Annotated in this window: 22 protein-coding genes; 13 read left to right on the top strand and 9 right to left on the bottom strand. The window is 72.6% G+C overall.

Annotated elements, in window-relative coordinates; genetic code table 11:
- Nucleotides 1-44: 44 nt before the first annotated feature.
- The 5 genes from priA (at nucleotide 45) to ACRYCC_RS40345 (ending at nucleotide 3,948) form a co-directional block, all read left to right on the top strand.
- A complete protein-coding gene (priA, locus tag ACRYCC_RS40365; protein ID WP_433819372.1) occupies nucleotides 45-764 on the top strand; it encodes a bifunctional 1-(5-phosphoribosyl)-5-((5-phosphoribosylamino)methylideneamino)imidazole-4-carboxamide isomerase/phosphoribosylanthranilate isomerase PriA in 720 nt (239 codons plus the stop codon).
- Complete coding sequence (locus tag ACRYCC_RS40360) at nucleotides 761-1,147, top strand: RidA family protein (RefSeq protein ID WP_433819371.1); 387 nt, start codon at nucleotides 761-763, stop codon at nucleotides 1,145-1,147. Before priA ends, ACRYCC_RS40360 begins: the two co-directional genes overlap by 4 nt.
- Entirely contained in the window at nucleotides 1,144-1,905 is a 762-nt protein-coding gene (hisF, locus tag ACRYCC_RS40355; protein WP_433819370.1) for an imidazole glycerol phosphate synthase subunit HisF, read from the top strand. Before ACRYCC_RS40360 ends, hisF begins: the two co-directional genes overlap by 4 nt.
- 56 nt (nucleotides 1,906-1,961) lie before the next feature.
- Nucleotides 1,962-2,825, top strand: a complete 864-nt coding sequence (locus tag ACRYCC_RS40350) for an ATP-grasp domain-containing protein (protein WP_433819369.1) — start codon at nucleotides 1,962-1,964, stop codon at nucleotides 2,823-2,825.
- A gap of 283 nt (nucleotides 2,826-3,108) precedes the next feature.
- Entirely contained in the window at nucleotides 3,109-3,948 is an 840-nt protein-coding gene (locus tag ACRYCC_RS40345; protein WP_433819368.1) for a metallophosphoesterase family protein, read from the top strand.
- A gap of 10 nt (nucleotides 3,949-3,958) precedes the next feature.
- Here the strand turns inward: ACRYCC_RS40345 and ACRYCC_RS40340 are convergent, their stop codons facing one another.
- The 6 genes from ACRYCC_RS40340 to ACRYCC_RS40315 form a co-directional block, all read right to left on the bottom strand.
- Nucleotides 3,959-5,110 (bottom strand): acyl-CoA dehydrogenase family protein, encoded by a 1,152-nt coding sequence (locus tag ACRYCC_RS40340; RefSeq protein ID WP_433819367.1) that lies wholly within the window; start codon nucleotides 5,108-5,110, stop codon nucleotides 3,959-3,961.
- Nucleotides 5,111-5,429: 319 nt separating this feature from the next.
- Nucleotides 5,430-6,062 carry an HNH endonuclease family protein gene (locus tag ACRYCC_RS40335; protein ID WP_433819366.1) on the bottom strand — a complete coding sequence of 211 codons (633 nt, stop codon included), beginning with the start codon at nucleotides 6,060-6,062 and terminating at the stop codon, nucleotides 5,430-5,432.
- Between the two features lie 80 nt (nucleotides 6,063-6,142).
- The gene (locus ACRYCC_RS40330; RefSeq protein WP_433819365.1) at nucleotides 6,143-6,301 is read right to left on the bottom strand and encodes a hypothetical protein; all 159 of its coding nucleotides are present in this window, start codon (nucleotides 6,299-6,301) and stop codon (nucleotides 6,143-6,145) included.
- A 215-nt stretch (nucleotides 6,302-6,516) separates the two neighbouring features.
- Nucleotides 6,517-6,780: a hypothetical protein gene (locus ACRYCC_RS40325; RefSeq protein ID WP_433819364.1), complete on the bottom strand. Its 264-nt coding sequence runs from the start codon at nucleotides 6,778-6,780 to the stop codon at nucleotides 6,517-6,519.
- Nucleotides 6,781-6,866: 86 nt separating this feature from the next.
- Nucleotides 6,867-7,334, bottom strand: coding sequence for a hypothetical protein (locus tag ACRYCC_RS40320; protein ID WP_433819363.1), 468 nt, complete (start codon nucleotides 7,332-7,334; stop codon nucleotides 6,867-6,869).
- Nucleotides 7,271-8,500 (bottom strand): DUF222 domain-containing protein, encoded by a 1,230-nt coding sequence (locus ACRYCC_RS40315; protein ID WP_433819362.1) that lies wholly within the window; start codon nucleotides 8,498-8,500, stop codon nucleotides 7,271-7,273. Before ACRYCC_RS40315 ends, ACRYCC_RS40320 begins: the two co-directional genes overlap by 64 nt.
- Before the next feature lie 214 nt (nucleotides 8,501-8,714).
- Here ACRYCC_RS40315 and ACRYCC_RS40310 point away from each other — a divergent pair, with 214 nt between their 5' ends.
- Both ACRYCC_RS40310 and ACRYCC_RS40305 read left to right on the top strand, forming a co-directional pair.
- On the top strand, nucleotides 8,715-9,890 hold the full coding sequence (locus tag ACRYCC_RS40310) for a winged helix DNA-binding domain-containing protein (protein ID WP_433819361.1): 1,176 nt from the start codon (nucleotides 8,715-8,717) through the stop codon (nucleotides 9,888-9,890).
- 299 nt (nucleotides 9,891-10,189) lie between these two features.
- Nucleotides 10,190-11,239, top strand: a complete 1,050-nt coding sequence (locus tag ACRYCC_RS40305; protein ID WP_433819388.1) for a glucose 1-dehydrogenase — start codon at nucleotides 10,190-10,192, stop codon at nucleotides 11,237-11,239.
- A gap of 6 nt (nucleotides 11,240-11,245) precedes the next feature.
- On the opposite strand, the gene ACRYCC_RS40300 is transcribed toward ACRYCC_RS40305, so the two are convergent.
- The 3 genes from ACRYCC_RS40300 to ACRYCC_RS40290 form a co-directional block, all read right to left on the bottom strand.
- Nucleotides 11,246-11,572 (bottom strand): hypothetical protein, encoded by a 327-nt coding sequence (locus tag ACRYCC_RS40300; RefSeq protein WP_433819360.1) that lies wholly within the window; start codon nucleotides 11,570-11,572, stop codon nucleotides 11,246-11,248.
- Nucleotides 11,573-11,687: 115 nt separating this feature from the next.
- Entirely contained in the window at nucleotides 11,688-12,929 is a 1,242-nt protein-coding gene (locus ACRYCC_RS40295; protein WP_433819359.1) for a hypothetical protein, read from the bottom strand.
- 91 nt (nucleotides 12,930-13,020) lie between these two features.
- On the bottom strand, nucleotides 13,021-13,707 hold the full coding sequence (locus ACRYCC_RS40290; protein WP_433819358.1) for a TIGR03085 family metal-binding protein: 687 nt from the start codon (nucleotides 13,705-13,707) through the stop codon (nucleotides 13,021-13,023).
- Between the two features lie 296 nt (nucleotides 13,708-14,003).
- Here ACRYCC_RS40290 and ACRYCC_RS40285 point away from each other — a divergent pair, with 296 nt between their 5' ends.
- From ACRYCC_RS40285 to ACRYCC_RS40260, 6 genes are all read left to right on the top strand, one after another.
- On the top strand, nucleotides 14,004-15,866 hold the full coding sequence (locus tag ACRYCC_RS40285) for an ABC transporter ATP-binding protein (protein ID WP_433819357.1): 1,863 nt from the start codon (nucleotides 14,004-14,006) through the stop codon (nucleotides 15,864-15,866).
- Nucleotides 15,863-17,668 carry an ABC transporter ATP-binding protein gene (locus ACRYCC_RS40280; RefSeq protein WP_433819356.1) on the top strand — a complete coding sequence of 602 codons (1,806 nt, stop codon included), beginning with the start codon at nucleotides 15,863-15,865 and terminating at the stop codon, nucleotides 17,666-17,668. Before ACRYCC_RS40285 ends, ACRYCC_RS40280 begins: the two co-directional genes overlap by 4 nt.
- 355 nt (nucleotides 17,669-18,023) lie before the next feature.
- Nucleotides 18,024-18,230 (top strand): cold-shock protein, encoded by a 207-nt coding sequence (locus ACRYCC_RS40275; RefSeq protein ID WP_433819355.1) that lies wholly within the window; start codon nucleotides 18,024-18,026, stop codon nucleotides 18,228-18,230.
- Between the two features lie 328 nt (nucleotides 18,231-18,558).
- Complete coding sequence (gene hisI, locus ACRYCC_RS40270; protein ID WP_433819354.1) at nucleotides 18,559-18,939, top strand: phosphoribosyl-AMP cyclohydrolase; 381 nt, start codon at nucleotides 18,559-18,561, stop codon at nucleotides 18,937-18,939.
- The gene (locus ACRYCC_RS40265) at nucleotides 18,936-19,571 is read left to right on the top strand and encodes a Trp biosynthesis-associated membrane protein (protein ID WP_433819353.1); all 636 of its coding nucleotides are present in this window, start codon (nucleotides 18,936-18,938) and stop codon (nucleotides 19,569-19,571) included. Before hisI ends, ACRYCC_RS40265 begins: the two co-directional genes overlap by 4 nt.
- A gap of 34 nt (nucleotides 19,572-19,605) precedes the next feature.
- Nucleotides 19,606-20,268, top strand: a complete 663-nt coding sequence (locus ACRYCC_RS40260; RefSeq protein WP_433819352.1) for a response regulator transcription factor — start codon at nucleotides 19,606-19,608, stop codon at nucleotides 20,266-20,268.
- Nucleotides 20,269-20,312 lie beyond the last annotated feature (44 nt).

The following is a 20,312-nucleotide window of genomic DNA, read 5'->3' as shown; positions in this document are numbered from 1 at the left end:
CAGGCCGGAGGCGGTGCCGCTCCGGGCTCGGTAGGCTTCAGGGCATGACGCTCACGCTCCTTCCCGCTGTCGATGTGGCCGATGGCCAGGCCGTACGCCTCGTGCAGGGCGAGGCCGGCACCGAGACCGGCTACGGTGCTCCGCTCGACGCGGCCCTGGCCTGGCAGCGCGCCGGCGCCGAGTGGATCCATCTCGTCGACCTCGACGCGGCCTTCGGGCGGGGCTCGAACCGGGAACTGCTCGCCGAGGTGACCGGCAGGCTCGAGGTGAAGGTGGAGCTGTCCGGCGGGATCCGCGACGACGACTCCCTCGCGGCGGCCCTGTCCACCGGCTGCGCGCGGGTCAACATCGGCACCGCGGCGCTGGAGAACCCGCAGTGGTGCCGCAAGATCATCGAATCCCACGGCGACAAGATCGCGGTCGGCCTGGACGTGCGCGGGACCACGCTGGCGGCCCGCGGCTGGACCCAGGAGGGCGGTGACCTCTGGGAGGTGCTGGCCCGGCTGGAGGCCGACGGGTGCCCCCGCTACGTCGTCACCGACGTCACCAAGGACGGCACCCTGCGCGGCCCCAACGTGGAGCTGCTCCGCGAGGTCTGCGCACGCACCGACAAGCCCGTCATCGCCTCCGGCGGCGTCTCGTCCCTGGAGGACCTGCGAGTGCTCGCCAAGCTGGTGCCGGACGGCGTCGAGGGCGCCATCGTGGGCAAGGCCCTCTACGCCCAGGCGTTCACCCTCGAACAGGCCCTGGAGACCGTGCGATGATCCGCCGCATCGCGTCGGACAGCCCGTACGAGGACGTGATCGGCTACTCCCGCGCGGTGGTGGCCGGGCCGTTCGTGATCGTGTCCGGGTGCACCGCGACCGTGGACGGGCGGGTACGGCACGAGGGCGACGCCTACCAGCAGGCCCGCACCGCGCTGCGGATCGCCCTCGACGCGGTCGAGCAGGCCGGCGCCACCGCCGCCGACGTCGTGCGCACCCGGATGTACGTCATGGACATGGCCGACTCCGACGCGGTCGGGCGGGCGCACGCCGAGCTCTTCCGCGACGTACGGCCCGCGGCGTCGATGATCCAGGCGACCGGCTTCATCGACCCGCGCATGCTGGTCGAGATCGAGGTCGAGGCGTACCGGGAGGGCCTGTGACCGTCGCCGTGCGCATCATCCCGTGCCTGGACGTCGACGCCGGGCGCGTCGTCAAGGGGGTCAACTTCCAGAACCTCCGGGACGCCGGGGATCCGGTCGAGCTGGCCCGGCGCTACGACGCGGAGGGCGCCGACGAGCTCACCTTCCTCGACATCACCGCCTCCAGCGGCGACCGCTCCACCATGTACGACGTGGTCGGGCGCACCGCGGAGCAGGTCTTCATCCCGCTGACCGTCGGCGGCGGCGTGCGCACCGTCGAGGACGTCGACCGGCTGCTGCGCGCCGGCGCCGACAAGGTCTCGGTCAACACCGCCGCGATCGCCCGGCCCGAGTTCCTCCGCGAGGCCGCACACCGGTTCGGCTCGCAGTGCATCGTGCTGTCGGTCGACGCCCGCCGGGCCCCCGGCACGGAGTCCGGGTACGAGGTGACCACCCACGGCGGGCGCAAGGGCACCGGCATCGACGCAATCGAGTGGGCCCGCCGCGGCGAGGATCTCGGCGTCGGGGAGATCCTGCTCAACTCCATGGACGCCGACGGCACCAAGAGCGGGTTCGACCTGGAGATGCTCCGCCAGGTCCGCGCGGTGGTGAGCGTGCCGGTGATCGCCAGCGGAGGGGCGGGCGCGGTGGAGCACTTCGTGCCGGCCGTCGCCGCCGGCGCCGACGCGGTGCTGGCCGCCAGCGTCTTCCACTTCGGCGAGATCAAGATCGGCGAGGTCAAGGACGCCCTCCGCGAGGCCGGCCACCCCGTACGCTGACCGGCGCGGTGCCGCGATGTCCGTGGATCCTTCTCTGAGCTGGAACAATGACGGCCATGTCAGTTGCTTTGGCCACATATGCCGGGCTTCCCGAGGGCGACGAGTGCACGGTGGCACTGGTCGCCGCGCTCGCCCGCCTCGAGATCGCCGCCGAAGCGGTCGTCTGGGATGACCCCGCCGCCGACTGGGACCGGCACGACCTGGTCGTGGTCCGCTCGACCTGGGACTACACGCTGCGCAGGGAGGAGTTCCTGGCCTGGGCCGGTGCCGTCCCACGGCTGTTCAACGGCGCCGCCGTGCTGCGCTGGAACACCGACAAGCGCTATCTCCGCGAGCTGACCGCCGCGGGCGTCCCGGTCGTGGAGACCCGCTGGGACCTGGACGAGGTGCCCGCGGACTGGGACGAGTACGTGATCAAGCCCGCGGTGTCCGCCGGCTCGGCCGACACCGCGCGCTGGCGGCGTGACGAGCACGAGGCCGCGGGGGCGCATCTGCGCCACCTGCGCTCGGCGGGCCGTACCGTCATGGTGCAGCCCTACCTGTCCGCCGTCGACACCGCGGGGGAGACCGCGCTGGTGTTCTGCGACGGGGAGTTCAGCCACGCGGCGCGCAAGGGCCCGATCCTGACCGCCGGTTCCGGGGTCCAGGCCGCGATGGACCACGACGCCGACCCGCGCGAGCAGATCTCGCCGGCGAGGGCCACCGCGGCGGAGCTGGACGTGGCCCGGCGGGCGCTCGCGGCCGTGCGCACGGCGCTGGGCTCCGATGATCTCCTCTACGCCCGGGTCGATGTGATCCCCGGGGCCGACGGCTCCCCGGTCCTGCTCGAGCTGGAGCTCACCGAGCCGTCACTGTTCCTGCGGCACGCCCCTGGCGCCGCCGACCGCTTCGCCCGTGCCATCGCCGCCCGCCGATCCTGACTCCCGGCGGGGCGACCGGGTGAGAAGGATCTCTATCGTTGGGCAGGCGGGGGAAGAGTAAGTAACTTCGCGGGTGTGGGCCTGCTGACGTGGATCTCGGGAGCGCTCTGCGCGCCGGCCGAGGTCCCCGGGCGGGACCGCCCGCGATGACTCGACGACGGGGAACTCTGCACATGGTCCTGCCTGCGATATTCACCCTTTGCTCGACCGGCCACGGCCCGGGAGGTCGCCGCCCGGGCGGTCAGGTGGCGCCGGAGGCCCTTCCCGGCCCGGGGATGCGGGCATGACCGGCCCGGCGCCTGAGGGGACCCTCTTCGCGATCAGCGACCTCCACGTGGGGTTCGCCGAGAACCGCGCGGTCGTCGAGGGCCTGCGGCCCGAATCGGACGCCGACTGGCTGATCGTCGCCGGGGACGTCGGCGAGCGGGTCTCCGACGTCGAGTGGGCGCTGCGCACGCTGCGGGCGCGGTTCGCCGGCGTGGTGTGGGTGCCGGGCAACCACGAGCTGTGGACGACGAAGGACGACCCGGTCCGGCTGCGCGGCGAACGGCGCTACCGGCACCTGGTCGACATGTGCCGGTCCCTGGGCGTGGTGACCCCCGAGGACCCCTATCCGGTGTGGCGGGGCGGCGGCGGCCCGGTCACGCTCGTGCCGCTGTTCCTGCTCTACGACTACACCTTCCGCCCCGAGGGCACGGCGACCAAGGCGGAGGCGCTCGCGGTGGCGTATGAGACCGGGGTGGTCTGCACCGACGAGATGATGCTGCACCCGGACCCGTACCCGAGCAGGGAGGACTGGTGCGAAGCCCGGCTGGAGATCACCAGGCAAAGGCTGGTGGCCAGGGACACGAGCCTCCCGACCGTCCTGATCAACCACTTTCCGCTGACCCGGGAGCCCACGAGGATCCTGCGCTACCCGGAGTTCGCCCAGTGGTGCGGCACCGAGCGGACCGCCGGCTGGCATGTGGAGTTCGATGCCGCCGCCGTCGTCTACGGCCATCTGCACATTCCCCGCACGCTGTGGCAGGACGGGGTGCGCTTCGAGGAGGTCTCGCTCGGCTATCCGCGTGAGTGGCGGACGAGAGGCGGCCCGCGCGGGCTGACCAGGGTGTTCCCGGACTGATCCGCCGCGGTCAGTTCGCGGCGTCGCGGGCCAGGTGGCGGCCGATCACCATCCGCTGGATCTGGTTGGTCCCCTCGAAGATCTGCATGACCTTCGCCTCGCGCATGTAGCGCTCGACGGGGTAGTCACGGGTGTACCCGTTGCCGCCGAGCACCTGCACCGCGTCGGTGGTGACCTTCATGGCGGCGTCGGTGGCGACCAGCTTGGCGATCGACGCCTGCCTGCTGAACGGCAGGCCGCGATCCTTGCGGCGGGCCGCGTCCAGATAGGTGGCCCGCGCCGACTCGACGGCGGCGGCCATGTCGGCCAGCAGGAACGACAGCCCCTGGAAGTCGATGATCCGGCTGCCGAACTGCTCGCGGCCCACGGCGTAGCGGACCGCCTCGTCCAGGGCCGCCTGGGCGAGCCCGACCGCGCAGGCGGCGATGCCGAGCCGCCCGGAGTCCAGCGCGGACAGCGCGATGGGGAAGCCCTGCCCCTCGGCTCCCAGCAGCCACTCGGCGGGCACCCTGGCACCGTCGAAGTGCAGGGCCGCGGTGGTCGAGCCGGTCAGGCCCATCTTCCGTTCCGGCCGCCCGGCGGTCAGGCCGGGCAGCTCACCCTCGGTGAGGAAGCAGCTGATGCCGGAGGTGCCCGTGTCGGCCGTACGGGCGAACAGCACGTAGAAGTCGGCCTCGCCGCCGTGGGTGATCCAGGCCTTGCTCCCGGTCACGACATAGCCGTCGCCGTCGCGTACCGCCCGGGTCGCCAGCGCTCCGGCGTCCGAGCCCGCCTGCGCCTCCGACAGCGCGTACCCTCCGAGCAGTTCCCCGCCCAGCAGCTCGGGCAGCCGCTGCCGCTGCTTGTCGTCCCCGAACGTGGCCAGCGGATAGCAGGCGAGCGTGTGCACGCTCACCCCCACCGCCACGCTGGCCCAGGCGGTGGCGATCTCCTCGAGCACCTGGAGGTACACCTCGTACGGCTGGCCGCCCCCGCCGTACTCCTCCGGGTAGGACAGGCCGAGCAACCCGGACCGGCCGAGCAGCCGGAACACCTCGCGGGGGAAGGCGCTCGCCTCCTCCGCCGCCGCGGCCCGGGGCGCGAGCTCGGCGGCGACGATCTCCCGGGTCAGCGCGAACAGCTCCCCGGCCTCCGGCGAGGGTGGCAGGCGATCGGCGGGCATGGCTCCTCCTCGAACCGGGGGTGTGAATGAACATTAACTCCTGCCTGATTGTGGCGGATCGCCGGGAGTGCTTTCTTCGTACGGCTGTGCTTCGTTCGCCCAGTGTCCTGTGTATATATGCCCCTTCACGCGCCGTTCCGAGGCGCATCTTCCCCATGGCGCCGCGCCCGCGGTGCCCGCGCCGGACGGCGTACGGCCGCCGCAGCCGGGACATGGCGCGGCGGCCGTACCTCTCCGTTCCGTACGGGCCCGCTCAGATCGGCTCAGATCGGCTCAGATCGGCTCAGATCGGCTCAGGTCCGTTCAGGGGGAGGCGAGTTCAGCAGCGGCCGAGCATCGTGTTCAGCGCGGTCTTCTCCGTGCTGTTCAAGGTCAGGGACCACTCGTACTTCACGTCGATCCATGCCTTGGCGTACGTGCACCAGAACGACGTGAGCGAGGGCTTCCAGGTGGACGGATCCTGGTCCCCCTTGGACTGGTTGACGTTGTCGGTGACGGCCCACAGCTGGGCGTTGGTGAGGTCGTTGGCGAAGGACTGGCGCTTGGCCGTCGTCCAGGCCCAGGCCCCCGACCGCCACGCCTCGGCGAGGGGCACCATGTGGTCGATGTCGACGTCGGAGCTCGCGGTCCAGGTGGCTCCGTCGTACGGGGAGGTCCAGCGCCCGGACGTGGCGGCGCAACTGGAGTCGACGACGACGCTCACGCCGTCACGCTTGAGCACGGTCTCGCGGGTGTTGCAGGAACCGGAGATCGTGATCCAGTGCGGGAACAGGCTCCGGTCGTAGGTGGAGGCGTGCGACTCGGCGGCGACGGTGAGCGCGGCGAGTTCCGAGGCGGCGGTACTCGCCGAGGGGATGTTGGGCGGTGTGGCGTTGGCGACGCCGGTGTTCAGCCCCAGGGTGAGGGCGAGCACGACCAGCGTGGACAGCATGAATGCGGCGACTCGTTTCACGAGCCTTCTCCTTTTGTCCGCACCCCGGCCGGGACAGGGGGATCCCGGGCGTTACGGGGTAACCGCGACAAAAGGGACGGTTACATCCGGAAGAATGTGGCGAAATAGCGGGATTCGCCGATGAGCCGGATGCGGCTTGGTGAGATAGCGCCACTGACTTTTCCGATGGCGGCCACCACCTGCGCGGGCAGGCCGGTTGGTGATCCACCAGAGGCGCGGTGCCGGTCCGAACGGCCCATGAAGACTCCGTTAACCCGCGGTGCGGCCGCGTGTTCGGGCTGCGGCGCGGCTACGCGTCCGGCGCGCGTGGTGCGGCCGCACATCCGACTCATGGTGCGTCGTACGTTCGGCCTGTGGTGGGGCTACGCGTTCGGCCCGCGGTGCGGCCGCGCGCCGCTCGGCTCCACGGAGCGGACGTGGGCGGAACGGCTTGGCCGTTCACAGAGGACCTTCCTCAGTGAAGGTCGCCTGCGGCGGCCACGACCCCATCGACCGCCAGGGCGGGAAGGCCGAGCGGAATGATCGGGATGCCGTCCGGTGCCAGTTCTTCGAGCCGCTCCAGCAGATCCGGGTGGGTATGCGGCCGCCATTCGTCAATGGCGTACGAGGAGTCGGCCGGGTCGCTGGGGCGCCGGGCCTGTGCCCGCAGAAAATCGAACAGCACCCGATTGGCCGGATGGTCGGCCGGATCGACGTTCCCTCGGCCCATGACCACCACTTAGGCGACCGCCACCACCCGCAGAGGAGAGCCGCACGGATGGCGCGGGGGACGGCGCGGCGGCGGGCCGGCCTTGAGCCGTCGGGTCAAGGTGCTCCGGGCTGCCGATGCCCGTGGGTGCCCTGGCTCCCGGCCCTTCCTGCGGCGGCGGCCCGCTGCCGGTCATGCCAGGCCGGCAGGATCTCGAGGATCGTCCGCCCCCGGGTGTCCCTCGTCTGGATGATCTGGTCGGTGTGATCTTCTATCCAGCGGTTGTGCCAGCCGCAGGCCGGCACGAGCCGGTCCAGGTCGGTGGGAGTGCCGAGCTTCCACCCTCCGTCGAGGTGATGGATCTCGCACAGATGCGCCGGGATCTGGCAGCCCAGTACGCAGCAGGACTCGTACATCGCCAGCAGGGCTCTCCGCTGGGCGGACGTGGCGAAACGGACTGTCCGGCCCAGGCGCAGCGGGAGATCTCCGGGCCCCAGGAGGAGAGTGCTGACCCCGGCGTTCAGGGCGATCTGCCGGGCGCGACCGGGAGAGATGGGGGTGCCGTCGAGTAAGCGCGCCGCCACCCGCCGCGCTCCCGGGACGTCGTCCCGTGAGGGTGCTCCGGGGCCTCTCGTGGCCGGGGTGGGGTCGTCGGGTGGGTGTGTGTTCTGGCGTTCCGTGATCTGGGTGCCGTCCGGCGGGCGTGCTCCCCGGCGTCCCGCGATCGGGGCGCCGTGGTCTGGCCGCGCCGCCGCTTGTCCCGGGCTCGGAGGAGCCTCCTGCTGCCCGGGTCAGGAGAGCCGGGATCGGCGGCCAAGGGTTCCTTTCCCGCCCCGGCCTGGGCCTCCTGGACAGCTTGGGCGTCGGCGGTGCCGGTGGGCTGTCCGCTGCCGGCACCGGTGCGCTCGTGCGTGCTCCGGTAGGCGAGAGCCGGAGCGACAGGGCCGGTGCCGCCGGTCGCCGCGGTGTAGGCGGCCAGGTCGATGATGACGGTGACCCCGGCTCCTCTGTTGCCTTCGGTGATGACGGAGAACAGGGCGTCGGCGGTGCGCTGAGCGAGGTCACGGTCGTCGCCCTTGGCCCTGGGCCTGGCCAGCGGGCCGACGATCTGGTCGAACGCGGCGGTGTGCTCGGCGTTGAACCAGGCTCTCACCCATGATCCGCCATCCAGGGACTTCGAGCGGGACAGCCAGGAGCGTCTGAAACCGCGCCGCGCCTCCTCCGGCTCCGGCTCCCGGCCCTGGCGTTGCGCGATGAGGTCGGTGATCCGGTCCGCCGCGGTGGCTACCTGCTGGACCGTACAGCCCTGGTCGGCCATGCCCAGCAGCAGGTCTTCGGCGTCCTGGGCTTCGGTGGAGTCCAGCCGTGGCACCGCGTGAGCGATGGCCGCGGCGAATCCGTACGACAGGGCACCGGTGCTGAGCAGCTTGCTCACCCGGGTGAGACGCGGGAGCCGGCGGGCCACGGTGACCCGCTCGGACGCCCGGCCGTGCCGCATGCCGAGGGCGGAACGCAACCAGGCCGTGGCCGAGGCGAAACCGTTGCGCTGGTACGCGCCGGTGGCGTCCACGCGCCCTACCAGAGCGGCCAGGGCGGCCTCGACGAGGTCGATGCACCGGCCCAGCCTCTCGGCCAGCTCCATCGACGCCACGCCGCACTCGGGCGCCACCCGGACCGCGAGCTCCGCGGCGATCGCCTCGGCGGCCGCCACCAGTTCGCCGGTGGAGGCGCCGTCAAGGCGAACGCTCATCGAACTCACATTCGAATACTACGAAGCGTACTCGCCTGATCACAAGAGCGAACTCGAACGAGCAGGCGATGAAACGAACAGGCGAGGAAGCGCCCGGCCAGGGGGCCGATCAGATCTGCCCCCCCGGCTGAGCGGGCTTCGTGCGGCCGGGGTGGGTGACCGGCGACTCTCACAGTCCCCGTCCGGACGGGTCGATTACCCCTAAACTTCACCGATGCGGTTGATGAGCGTGGCGGAGCGGAGGGCCCGGCTGGGAGTTCGCCACCGGCTCGCCGAGAGCGCCCGGACCGACGACGTCACGCAGATCGCCCGTGACCTCGTCGCGTTGCACAGCACGGACCCCGCCTCGGTGTACCTGGCGGCCGTCGCCCGGATGCGGGTTCCGGCGCCGGCGGCCGTCGACGAGGCGTTGTACGGGAGTCGCACGCTGCTCCGGATGCTGGGCATGCGCCGGACCGTGTTCGTGGTGCCGGTCGAGCGGGCGCCGGTCGTCCACGCCGCGAGCACCCTCGGGATCGCCGCACGGGAGCGGACCCGCACCGAGCGGTTCCTGGCCGAGGAGGGCATGGACGGCGACGTGGCGGGGTGGCTGCGCGAGACCGACGAGGCCGCGCTGCGCGCGCTGAAGGCCCGGGGTGAGGCCACCGGAGCCCAGCTGAGCGCCGACGAGCCCCGGCTGCGGACCCGGATCACGCTCGCCCGCGGCAAGTCCTACGGAGGCACCCAGAACATCGTCAGCCGCGTCCTGTTCGTGCTCGCCGCGGAGGGCCGGATCGTCCGGGGCAGGCCGGTGGGTTCGTGGATCAGCAGCCAGTACCGGTGGTCGCCCGTCGAGTCCTGGCTGCCCGGCGGGATGGCCGAGCTGCCGCCCGACGCGGCGCGGGTGGAGCTGGCCCGGGACTGGCTGGCCGCGTACGGACCGGCCACGGCCGCCGATCTCAAGTGGTGGACCGGCTGGACCACCGGGGAGGTCAAGCGCGCCCTGGCCGAGCTCAGGCCCGTGGAGGTCGACCTGGGCGGTGCCGTGGGCCTGCTGCTTCCCGGGGACTCCGAGCCGGTGCCGGCACCGGAGCCGTGGGCGGCGCTGCTGCCCGCCCTGGACCCGACGGCGATGGGCTGGGCCGGGCGGGCCTGGTACCTCGGCGACCACGGACCCGCCCTCTTCGACCGGACCGGCAACATCGGGCCCACGATCTGGTGGGACGGCCGGATCGTCGGCGGGTGGGCGCAGCGACCCGACGGTGAGGTCGCGGTCAGGCTGCTGGAGGACGTCGGCGCCGACGCCGCGGACGCCGTCCGCGCCGAGGCCGGGCGACTCACCGAACGGCTCGGCGACGCCCGGGTCACGCCCCGGTTCCGTACGCCACTGGAGCGGGAGCTGTCCGCCTGAGCCCGGCGAGGCCGGCGAGTCCGGCGAGTCCTGCGAACCAGGCGAATCGCGACCGGGCGGGATGTCGAGAACGCGGCCGTGGCTCCGATCCCTCTGCGACCAGCCGAACGGAGCCGAGACGGGACCGGCGCCCCCAGGAGGCCGATCATGGCTGCCGTGAAGACCGAGGGACGACTGCTGAGGAACGCCCCGGACACGGCTGGGACAGGGGAGAATGCGGGGCGCCGGGCCGGACGCCGTTACGCGGATGAGGTTCCGGGAAGGAACCCCCGGTCAGGCCTACGTTCTGGGAGATGACCATGCGCGCGCTCACCCTCGTACCACTGCAGGCCGGATCGCTGGCGGTGACCGACGTACCCGAGCCGGTGCCCGGGCCCGGGGACCTGCTCGTCCAGGGGATCGCCCTGGGGGTGTGCGGAACGGACAGAGAGATCGCGGCCGGGGACTACGGCTGGGCGCCGCCCGGCGAAGAACGGCTCGTCCTCGGGCACGAGTCGCTCGGAAGGGTGCTCCAGGCCCCCGAGGGCAGCGGCTTCACGGCCGGTGACCTGGTCGTGGGGATCGTCAGGCGGCCCGACCCCGAGCCGTGCCCGGCCTGTGCCCGCGGCGAGTTCGACATGTGCCGCAACGGCAGGTACGTCGAACACGGCATCAAGGAGCTGCACGGGTACGGCTCGCAGCGGTGGACGGTCGAAGCCGACTACGCGGTCCGGCTGGACCCCGGCCTGGAGAGCGTCGGCATGCTGATGGAGCCGACCACCATCGTGGCAAAGGCCTGGGACCACATCGATCGCATCGGCAACCGCGCGTGGTTCGGCCCGGAGCGGGTGCTGATCACGGGCGCCGGCCCGATCGGGCTGCTCGCCGCGCTGCTCGGGGTGCAGCGCGGGCTGGACGTCCACGTGCTGGACCGGTCCGAGTCGGGCCCCAAGCCCGGTCTCGTCCGGGACCTCGGGGCCACCTACCACACGGGCTCCCTCCCGGACGCGGCCCGGCATGCCCCGCCGGACGTCATCATCGAGGCCACCGGTGCCCCGGAGCTGGTGCTGACCGCCATGGAGAACACCGCGGCGGCGGGCATCGTCTGCCTCACCGGGGTCTCCAGCGCGGGCCGTCCCCTGAACTTCGACGTGGGCGCGGTCAACCGGGAGATCGTGCTGGAGAACGACGTGATCTTCGGTTCGGTCAACGCCAACCGGCACCACTACGAGCTGGGCGCGGACGCCCTGGCCAAGGCCGACCGGTCCTGGCTGGAGCGGATCATCACCCGGCGGCACCCGCTCGAGCAGGCGGCGGAGGCGTTCACCCGTCAGGGCGGTGAGGTCAAGGTGGTGATCGACCTCACTTGAGCGGGGTCAGCTCCGGGAGATCTTGACGATCACCTGCTTCTGGGTGACCGACTGCACCGAGACGCGGTAGCCGTCCGCCGACGACTGCCCGCCGGTCGGCACCGTCACCGTCTGGCCCGCGATCCGCAGGGTCACCATGTCGTCGCGCACCCCGACCAGCTCGGCCTTGACGCCGAGGATGGAGGCGTCGGCGTCGACCCCCCGGTCGAAGGTCACCGTGCAGGAGTTGAGCGAGCAGCTCGTGCCGCTGCCGTCTCCGCCGCACGCGGCTGTTCCGAAGGCCAGTGCCAGTACGAGCGGCGCCGCTGCCAGGCGTCGGGTGGGGGAGATCATGGGCCGAGTCTAGGCCGCCGGGCGCGGCGCCGATCGGATCCCGGCCGATCCCCCACCCGCCCGGACCTCATGTGCCGCTGGACCTCATGCCGGACCGCCTGGCGATCAGGCCGCCTCAGCGTGTGGTGGCCAGCCGGGTGCCCGCGGCGGTCCACACGGTGGGATCCTCGGCGGCGTCGGCGCGCAGGCGTTGCAGGCGCAGCCGGGTGTCGTCGGTCAGCGGGCTCGACTGGGCGGCGATCTGGCGCACGTCGTCCTCGCAGTCCCACAGGCCCTCGGTCGCGTAGGACTCGGCGGTGTGCGGGGCGGTCCGGATCAGGGCCGTCAGCAGGCGTGATCGCAGGTAGGCGTACGGGGACTCGGTCCAGGTGGACTTCAGCAGGGACACCGCCTCGCCCGCCCGTAGCCTGCCGAGCCCTTCGATCGAGCCGGCCGCGGCGCGCCAGTCCTCCTTGCCGACGGACCGGTGCAGGTCGTTGAGCAGCGCCGGCACGTCCTGCTGGGTGCCGAACCTGGCCAGGATGCCGATGCCCAGGTTCTCGCGGCCCGGCGACCGCGTGGCCCAGACACGGGCCCGCGGGAGGGCGAGCGGGCCGAGGTCGCGGATGGCGTGGCAGACGGCACTGCCCTGCCGGCCCTCACTGGGCAGCAGTTCCTCGGCGAGGTCGAGGAGGGCGGGATGGCGTCTGCGGCCCAGCTCCAGGATCGCCGCGACCGCCTCGTCGTCGGGCCGCCGGGCCAGGTCGAGGAGCTCGGAGTCGGACCGGGTGGACTGGTCGGGCTCGCGGTGGTGCTGGCGTCCGCAGGTACGCCGCCGTACCGCCTCCGCGATGCGCGGATGATGCGCCGCCCAGTCCTGTATGACTGGATTGTCCGGATCGTTGACCAGCCAGTGCAGATCGTCGTCCTCACATCGGGCGACGACGACCTCCGCAAGCCCCTTGGTGAGGGCCGGTTCGCCGAGGTCGGTGAGGGCGTTGAGGGCTTCGTACCAGTTCTCCCCCTCGAGGGCGTAGCGGCGTAGCGGCTCCGCCGCCTCCCGCCGGCTCAGCCGGACCAGGTCCGCCAGGACGTCGATCGTCAGGGAGGTCCGCCACTCGTCACCGTCGATCAGGTCGTCGGCGTCGAACAGGTGGTCGGCCAACGGCTCGCAGGACACCTCGAGATCCACCATGAGCCGCGCGTAGTACAGGCTGCGCGACTCGACCTGGCGATCCCACCGTGGATCACGGCGGACGCACTCGTAGACGAGTTCACCCGCGCCCCGTACCTGGGCCGCGCGCCTGGCGGCCCGTCCAAGGCCTCGTTGCAGCTGCCCGAGCAGCGTGCCCGCTGATTGCATCACGACGTCGTCCACTCCAGCAGCATGCGCACTCGACCTCAAAACGGGCAAGTCCTTTGTCCACCCGGTTGTGGAACGGGCGGCCCCGGCGGGTGTGACCTGGGGCTCAGACGCCCCAGTCGGCGGCGCCGAGGGCCTCGACCGCGTCCGCCTCGCCGGTGAAGCGGACCTGGGCGACGTCGGTCCGCCCGTGCACCCACAGCACCAGCTCGCTCACCGGGCCGTGCACCCGGGCGCGTTTGCCGCCCTTGCTCACCCGGAAGGTCCGGCCGTCGGGCCGTACCAGCGTGACCTCGGCCGGGACCTTGCGCATGATGAACCGGGCCGCCCGCAGCCGGCGCCACAGCAGATCGTCGACGGCGGCGGGCAGCTCGCGGGGCGCCCAGTCCGGCTGGGAACGCAGCACGTCCTCGTGGTGGACGAAGTACTCCAGGGTGTTGAGCAGGGAGTCCATGCCCGGCAGCGCGTAGACCGACCAGCGCGGCGGCCCCTGCCGGACCCGCCCGACCAGCTCGGGAAAGGCGATCGTCTCCTTGGCGCGGCGGCGTACCCGCTCGGTCAGCCCGGCCAGCCGCCGGACCACCAGGCCCGGGGCGGCGTCCGGCCGGTGCTCACGGACCAGCAGGTGCGCGGCGAGGTCGCCGGTCGTCCAGCCCGCGCACCGGGTGGGCGCGTCCGGCCCGAGCCGGAGCATCAGGTCGCACAGGGCCAGCCGTTCCACCCGGGCGGGCGGCAGCGGCTTGGCGGCCCGGCCCGGATCGCCGGCCTGGCCACGATCAAGGGAGTCGCTCACCCCCGTGATGGTAGGCGGGCGCCGCCCGGACCGGAACGGTGGGTCTGCCCGACATGTCCGGCAGGCGCGGTGCCCGGAGAACGCCCGGGGAACCGGAAGAACCGCAGCACGGCCGGGGAAACGCCCCACGCCGGGCGCGGGGGCGTCCCGGGGCCGCCGGGATCACGGCGGGAGCGAAGGCCGGGGCGGAGAGGTCCGCGCTGGTGGGGAGGGGTGCGGTGTGCCGGCGGGAATATTCCGGGCGCCGCGGATGGTAGGCATGGGTGACTCACCGGCACCATCAGCAGGAGGATCTCGTGGCCCAAAGGGTGAAAGCCCGCACCCTACGCGCCGGACTCGGGATTCTCTGGATCGCCGTCAAGGCCGAGCCGCGGGTGTTCACGCTCTCGGTGGCGGCCAGCGGTCTGTACGCCCTGATGACCGTCGGCACGGCCTGGGTGCTCGGCCGGGCCACCCAGAACGTGGTGCTGCCGGCCTTCCGCGACGGCCGTACCACCGCCGGCACGCTGACCGCGGCCGCGCTGGCGATCGTCGGCGTGGCCCTGCTCAAGGCGCTGGGCGTCGGCGGGCGCCGCTTCTACGCGGGGATCATGCAGTACCGGCTCCAGGCCACCTACCGGCGCGCGGTCACCCGGCAGTACCTCAAACTGCCGCTGGCCTGGCATCACAAGCACCCCACCGGCCAGCTGCTGTCGAACGCCAACGCCGACGTGGAGGCGATCTGGGCCCCCATCGCGCCGTTCCCGATGGCCGTCGGCGTGATCTTCATGCTGGTCATCGCCGCCATCTCGATCCTGCTCACCGACGTGATGGTCGCGATCGTCGGCTTCCTGGTCTTTCCCGCGGTCGCCCTGCTCAACGTCGTCTACCAGCGCAGGCTCTCGCCGATCGCGACGCGTGCCCAGCAGCTGCGGGCGGAGGTGAGCGAGGTCGCGCACGAGAGCTTCGAGGGCGGCCTGGTGGTCAAGACCCTCGGGCGGGAGGCCTCGGAGACCGAGCGGTTCGCCGCCCGCTCCTGGGAGCTGCGCGACGCCAACATCGCGGTGGGCCGGATCCGCGGGCTCTTCGACCCGCTGCTGGAGATCCTGCCGAGCCTCGGCGTGCTGGCCGTGCTCATGGTCGGCTCGGTCCGGCTGGAGCACGGCGCGATGACCGCGGGCGACCTCGTCCACGTGGCCTACCTGTTCACCCTGCTGGCATGGCCGATCCGGGCGCTCGGCTGGGTGCTGGCCGAGATGCCGCGCAGCGTGGTCGGCTGGGACCGGGTCCGCGGCGTCCTGGACGCCTCCGGCTCGCTGCCGTACGGAACCGGGACGCTGGACGCGGGCGCGCCCGCCACGCTGGAGGTGCGCGACGTGCGCTTCGGCTACGGCGAGAGCACCGTCCTGCACGAGGTGAGCTTCACCGCCGAGCCCGGCCGCACGGTCGCGGTGGTCGGCCCCACCGGGTCGGGCAAGTCCACGCTGACCAGCCTGCTCGTCCGGCTCGTCGACCCGGCCGCCGGCACCGTGCTGCTGGACGGGATCGACGCCCGTGACATCCGCCAGGGCGGACTCTCGGCGGCGGCGGCGCTGGTCCCGCAGCAGACCTTCCTGTTCGACGACACGGTGCGCGGCAACGTCACCCTCGGCGCGGACCTCCCCGACGAGCAGGTCTGGGAGGCGCTGCGGCGAGCCCAGGCCGAGGGCTTCGTCGCGGCCCTCGCGGACGGGCTCGACACCCGGGTGGGGGAGCGCGGCACCACCCTGTCCGGCGGTCAGCGCCAGCGCCTCGCGCTGGCCCGCGCGCTGGTACGGAAGCCCCGGCTGCTCGTCCTGGACGACGCGACCTCCAGCGTCGACTCGCAGGTGGAGGCACGGATCCTGCGGAGCCTGCGGGACGCCCAGTCCGGCGCGGACGGCGCCACCGTGATCGTCGTGGCCTACCGCAAGGCCACGATCGCGCTGGCGGACGAGGTCGTCTACATCGAGCACGGCCGCGTCCTCGACCGGGGGCCGCACCACGAGCTGGTGGAGCGGTCCGAGGGCTACCGCAACCTGGTCAACGCCTACGAGCGCGCCGAGGCCGAACGCGCCGAGGCGGCGCGCGCGGATCTCGCCGACCCTGACACCGTCCTCGGCCCCGAGGCGATCGACTCCACCGAAGAGGCCGTCGCATGACCACGCTCACCACCGAACCCGGCACCGGCCTCGACGACGCCGCCCGCACCGAGCCCGCGCTCAGCACGCTGCGCCGCGGGCTGCGGCTGACCCCGGAGTTCCGGGCCGGCCTGGCCGGCACGCTCGCGCTGGCCCTGGCGGCCACCGCCGGCCGGATCGTGGTGCCGGTGGCCGTGCAGCAGACGATCGACCGGGGGCTGACCGTCGCCGGCGGGCCCGACCTGGCATTCGTCCGGACCGCGGTGCTGGTGTGCGCGGTGGTCGTCCTGGCCACCGCCGTATGCGCGTACGCCATGAACGTCCGCCTGTACACCAGCACCGAATCGGGGCTGGCGTCGCTGCGGATCGGGGCCTTCCGGCACGTGCACGACCTGTCCATGCTCACCCAGAGCGGTGAACGGCGCGGCGCCCTGGTCTCCCGGGTGACCAGCGACGTCGACCAGATCAGCCAGTTCATGCAGTGGGGCGGGCTGATGCTCATCGTGTCCTTGGGGCAGCTGGTGGTGGCCAGCGTGCTCATGCTGATCTACTCCTGGCCGCTGGCCCTGCTGGTCTGGGTGTCGTTCGTGCCGCTGGCGCTGGCCCTGCGCCGGTTCCAGCGGCTGGTCTCCGCCGCCTACATGGGGGTACGCGAGCGCGTCGGCGACCTGCTGGCCGCCGTCAGCGAGTCGGTCGTCGGCGCCTCGGTCATCCGGGCGTACGGCGCCGAGGCGCGCACCGCCCGCCGTGTCGACGAGGCCGTCGAACACCACCGCAGCGCCCAGACCCGGGCCCAGGCGCTGGTCGCCCTCACCTTCCCCACCAGTGAGCTGGTCGCCGCGATCGCCACCGCGGGCGTGGTCGTCGCGGGCACCCTGCTCGGCGTCGGCGGCCGGCTGACCGCGGGAGAGCTGATCGCCTTCCTGTTCCTGGTCACCCTGTTCGTGAGCCCCATGCAGACCGCCACCGAGGTGCTCAACGACGCGCAGAACGCCATCGCCGGGTGGCGCCGGGTGCTGAGCGTGCTCGACACCGAACCCGACGTCGCGGACCCCGGGGACGACGGCGTCGAACTGCCCCGCGGCCCGATCGAGATCGAGTTCGAGGACGTCGGCTTCGCCTATCCGGGCGGCCCGCCGGTGCTGCACGGCATCAGTACGGGCATCGCGCCGCGCAGCCGCATCGCGGTCGTCGGCGAGACCGGCTCCGGCAAGACGACCTTCGCCAAGCTGCTCACCCGGCTCATGGACCCGGTCTCCGGCCGGGTGCTGGTCGACGGGGTGCCGCTCGACACGGTCCGGTTCTCCTCACTGCGGGAGCGGATCGTGATGGTCCCGCAGGACGGGTTCCTCTTCGACGCCTCGCTGGCCGACAACATCCGGTACGGCAGGCCGGAGGCCACCGACGAGGATCTGCTGCTGGCCTTCACCGAGCTGGGGCTGGCCGACTGGCTCGAAGGGCTGCCGCAGGGGCTGCGCACCCCGGTCGGGCAGCGCGGGGAGTCGCTGTCGGCGGGGGAGCGGCAGCTCGTCGCGCTGGCCCGCGCCTACATCGCCGACCCGGACCTGCTGGTCCTGGACGAGGCCACCTCGGCCGTGGACCCCGCCACCGAGGTCCGCATCCAGCGCGCCCTCGACGGGGTCACCCGAGGCCGTACGGCCATCTCGATCGCGCACCGGCTCTCCACCGCGGAGTCCGCCGACGAAGTGATCGTGTTCGACCGGGGCCGGATCGTCCAGCGCGGCCCTCATGCGGATCTCGTCGCCGAACCCGGGGTCTACGCCGATCTCCACGGTTCCTGGGCCGCACAACGACGTATCTGATCGACCTATCGGAACGCACCGGGATTGGTAAGTCGGCATCGGAGAAAAGAGGGGCCGCCGGGTGAGGTGGGAAGGAGGGGACTGCATGATCGGCCGATGCCCATCGGAAGCCTCGCCCTCCACCGCACATCGCCTATTCCAAAAGGTTCGGAGCCTCCATTCGTTGTGCTACCGGTGATACGGTGGAGTCATCGGTTGCAGTCGTGGTTCTCGATCGTTTGTCTCAGACGCCCGCGGACTGATGGCAGCGGGCGTTTTGGCTGTTCCGGGACCGTACCGGAACGGCGAGGGCGTTCCGCGGTGACCGAGCCGGGCCCACGAGGTGTGGGCCCAGTTTTGCCGCAAGGAGAAAGACATGCCCCAGCAGGGCACCGTAAAGTGGTTCAACGCCGAAAAGGGTTTCGGATTCATCGCCGTTGACGGCGGCGGGCCGGACGTGTTCGTGCACTACTCGGCGATTCAGTCCTCCGGGTACCGCAGCCTCGACGAGAATCAGCGCGTCGAGTTCGAGGTGACGCAGGGTAACCGGGGTCCGCAGGCCGACCAGGTCCGCCCCCTGTAAGTCCCCAGTCGTAGTCGTTGGGGTCCACATCGCCCGCGCGGTGTGGACCCCAGCGTCGTTTATCGGCGCCGAAGGCCGGCCGGCCTCGTAGCCGAAGGTGCCAGGTGCGGACGACCACTCCCGGGCGTCCCGTGAGCCATTGCGCCCATTGGCGTCGCGCTCGTCGTCATTGCGCTCGACGCCATTGAAGATCGGCGTCAGCAGGCGTCATCGGGCCCGGCGGTGTCGTGCCCTGTGCGCGAGTCACCGGCCCGGGTTCGCCGGCCGCGACACGGCGTGGTTCCGTGCCGATGCGGCGATCCTCGCGGCCTACCGGCACAATGGGTTCATGTCCGTACGCTCGTCCGACCTGGACCCCAAGATCGCAGCGCGCCTCAAGCGCACGTCCGACGGCCTCGTGCCCGCCATCGCCCAGCAGCATGACACCGGCGAGGTGCTCATGATGGGCTGGATGGACGACGAGGCGCTGCACCGCACCCTCACCACCGGGCGCTGCACCTACTGGTCGCGCAGCCGCCAGGAGTACTGGGTGAAGGGCGAGACCTCCGGCCACCAGCAGTGGGTGAAGTCGGTCGCGCTCGACTGCGACGGCGACGCCCTGCTGGTCAAAGTCGACCAGGTCGGTGCCGCCTGCCACACCGGGGACCGCACCTGCTGGGACGCCGACGTACTCGACTCCGTCACCGGTGAGCGGCCCGCCTCCCCATGAGCACCCGTCGTGAGCTCGCCGTCGCCGCGCTGCTGTGCGCGGCGGGGGCGGGCCTGGCCGTGTCGGCCGGCGGCCGGGAGTGGGCCACGGTGCACGCTCAGGACACCCTCGTGCCGCTCGGCCGGTCGCTGACCGGCCGGGAGCTCACCGGCGCCGCCCCCGCGCTGGGCTGGGCGGGGCTCGCCGGGCTGGCGGCGCTGTTCGCCACGCACGGCAGGGTCCGCGCCGCGGTGGGCGTGCTGCTCACCGTGTTCGGCGCCGGGATCGCCTACGTCTCGGTCACGGCCGTCGGCCGCTCGCACGTCCTGCGGGCCGCCGCGGGCAAGAGCCAGCTGCTCGGCCTGGCCGGGCACCCTGCCGTCGGCACCACCGCCTGGTGGGCCGTCTCCGCCGTCGGCGGGCTGCTGCTGCTGGCCGCCGGCGTGCTGGTGACCGTACGCGGCGCGCGCTGGCCCGGCATGTCGGCCCGCTACGAGCCGGCGGGCGCCCCCGCCGCGCGGGCCACGGCGGCGGACGACGCGGCTTCCGAGGCTTCCGGGGGGTCCGGTGCCGACCCCCTCGGCATGTGGAAGTCCCTCGACCGGGGAGAGGACCCCACCGCCCCCGCCCGGCCGGACCGGCACCGCTCATGAGCCACCCGACGCGCGCCCGCCCGGGCGCGGAGCCATGAGCGGCGACGACAACGGCCGGGTACTGGTGATCGAGCACGATCCCGGGGTGGCCGAGCTCCAGCGGCTGTACCTCACCCGCGAGGGGTTCGAGGTGCAGATCGAGGGCGACCCCGCCAGGGCGCCCGCGGTGGCGGCGCTGAGCCGGCCCGACGTGGTGGTCCTCGACCTGTCGCTGGCCGTTCCCGCCCCCGTGGAGCTCCTGCGGCGGGTGACCGAGGCCGTACGGCCCGTGCCCGTGGTGTGCGTGCTGCCGGCCGGGGCCGAGTCCCCCGGGCCCACCGAGCACCGGGTCACCCGCCCGTTCAGCCCGCGGCTGCTGGTGGCCGCGGTGAGCGAGGCGCTGCGCGGCAGGCAGGGCGACGCCGCCGGGATCCTGCGGGTCGGTGACGTCGTGCTCGATCCGCAGACCCGGTCGGTGGCCGTCGGCGGCCGCCCGGCAGTGCTGACCGCCACCGAGTTCGACCTGCTGGCGTTCCTGATGTCCAACCTCGGCCGGGTCTTCACCCGGGAGCAACTGCTCGACGCCGCCTGGAGCTCCATCACCAGCTCCGGCGTCCGCACGGTCGACGTGCACATCGCCCAGCTGCGCGCCAAGCTGGGCGACGGCAGCCCCCTCATCCGCACCGTCCGCGGCGTCGGTTACGCCGCGGACGCCTGACCGGGGCCCCGGCGCCGCCGGACGTAGGGTGGGGGACGTGACCA

Source organism: Actinomadura scrupuli, from assembly GCF_050971785.1.
Classification (GTDB): domain Bacteria; phylum Actinomycetota; class Actinomycetes; order Streptosporangiales; family Streptosporangiaceae; genus Actinomadura_E; species Actinomadura_E scrupuli.
Note: the sequence above shows the minus strand (reverse complement) of the source record. Positions and strands in the feature narration are given on the sequence as shown.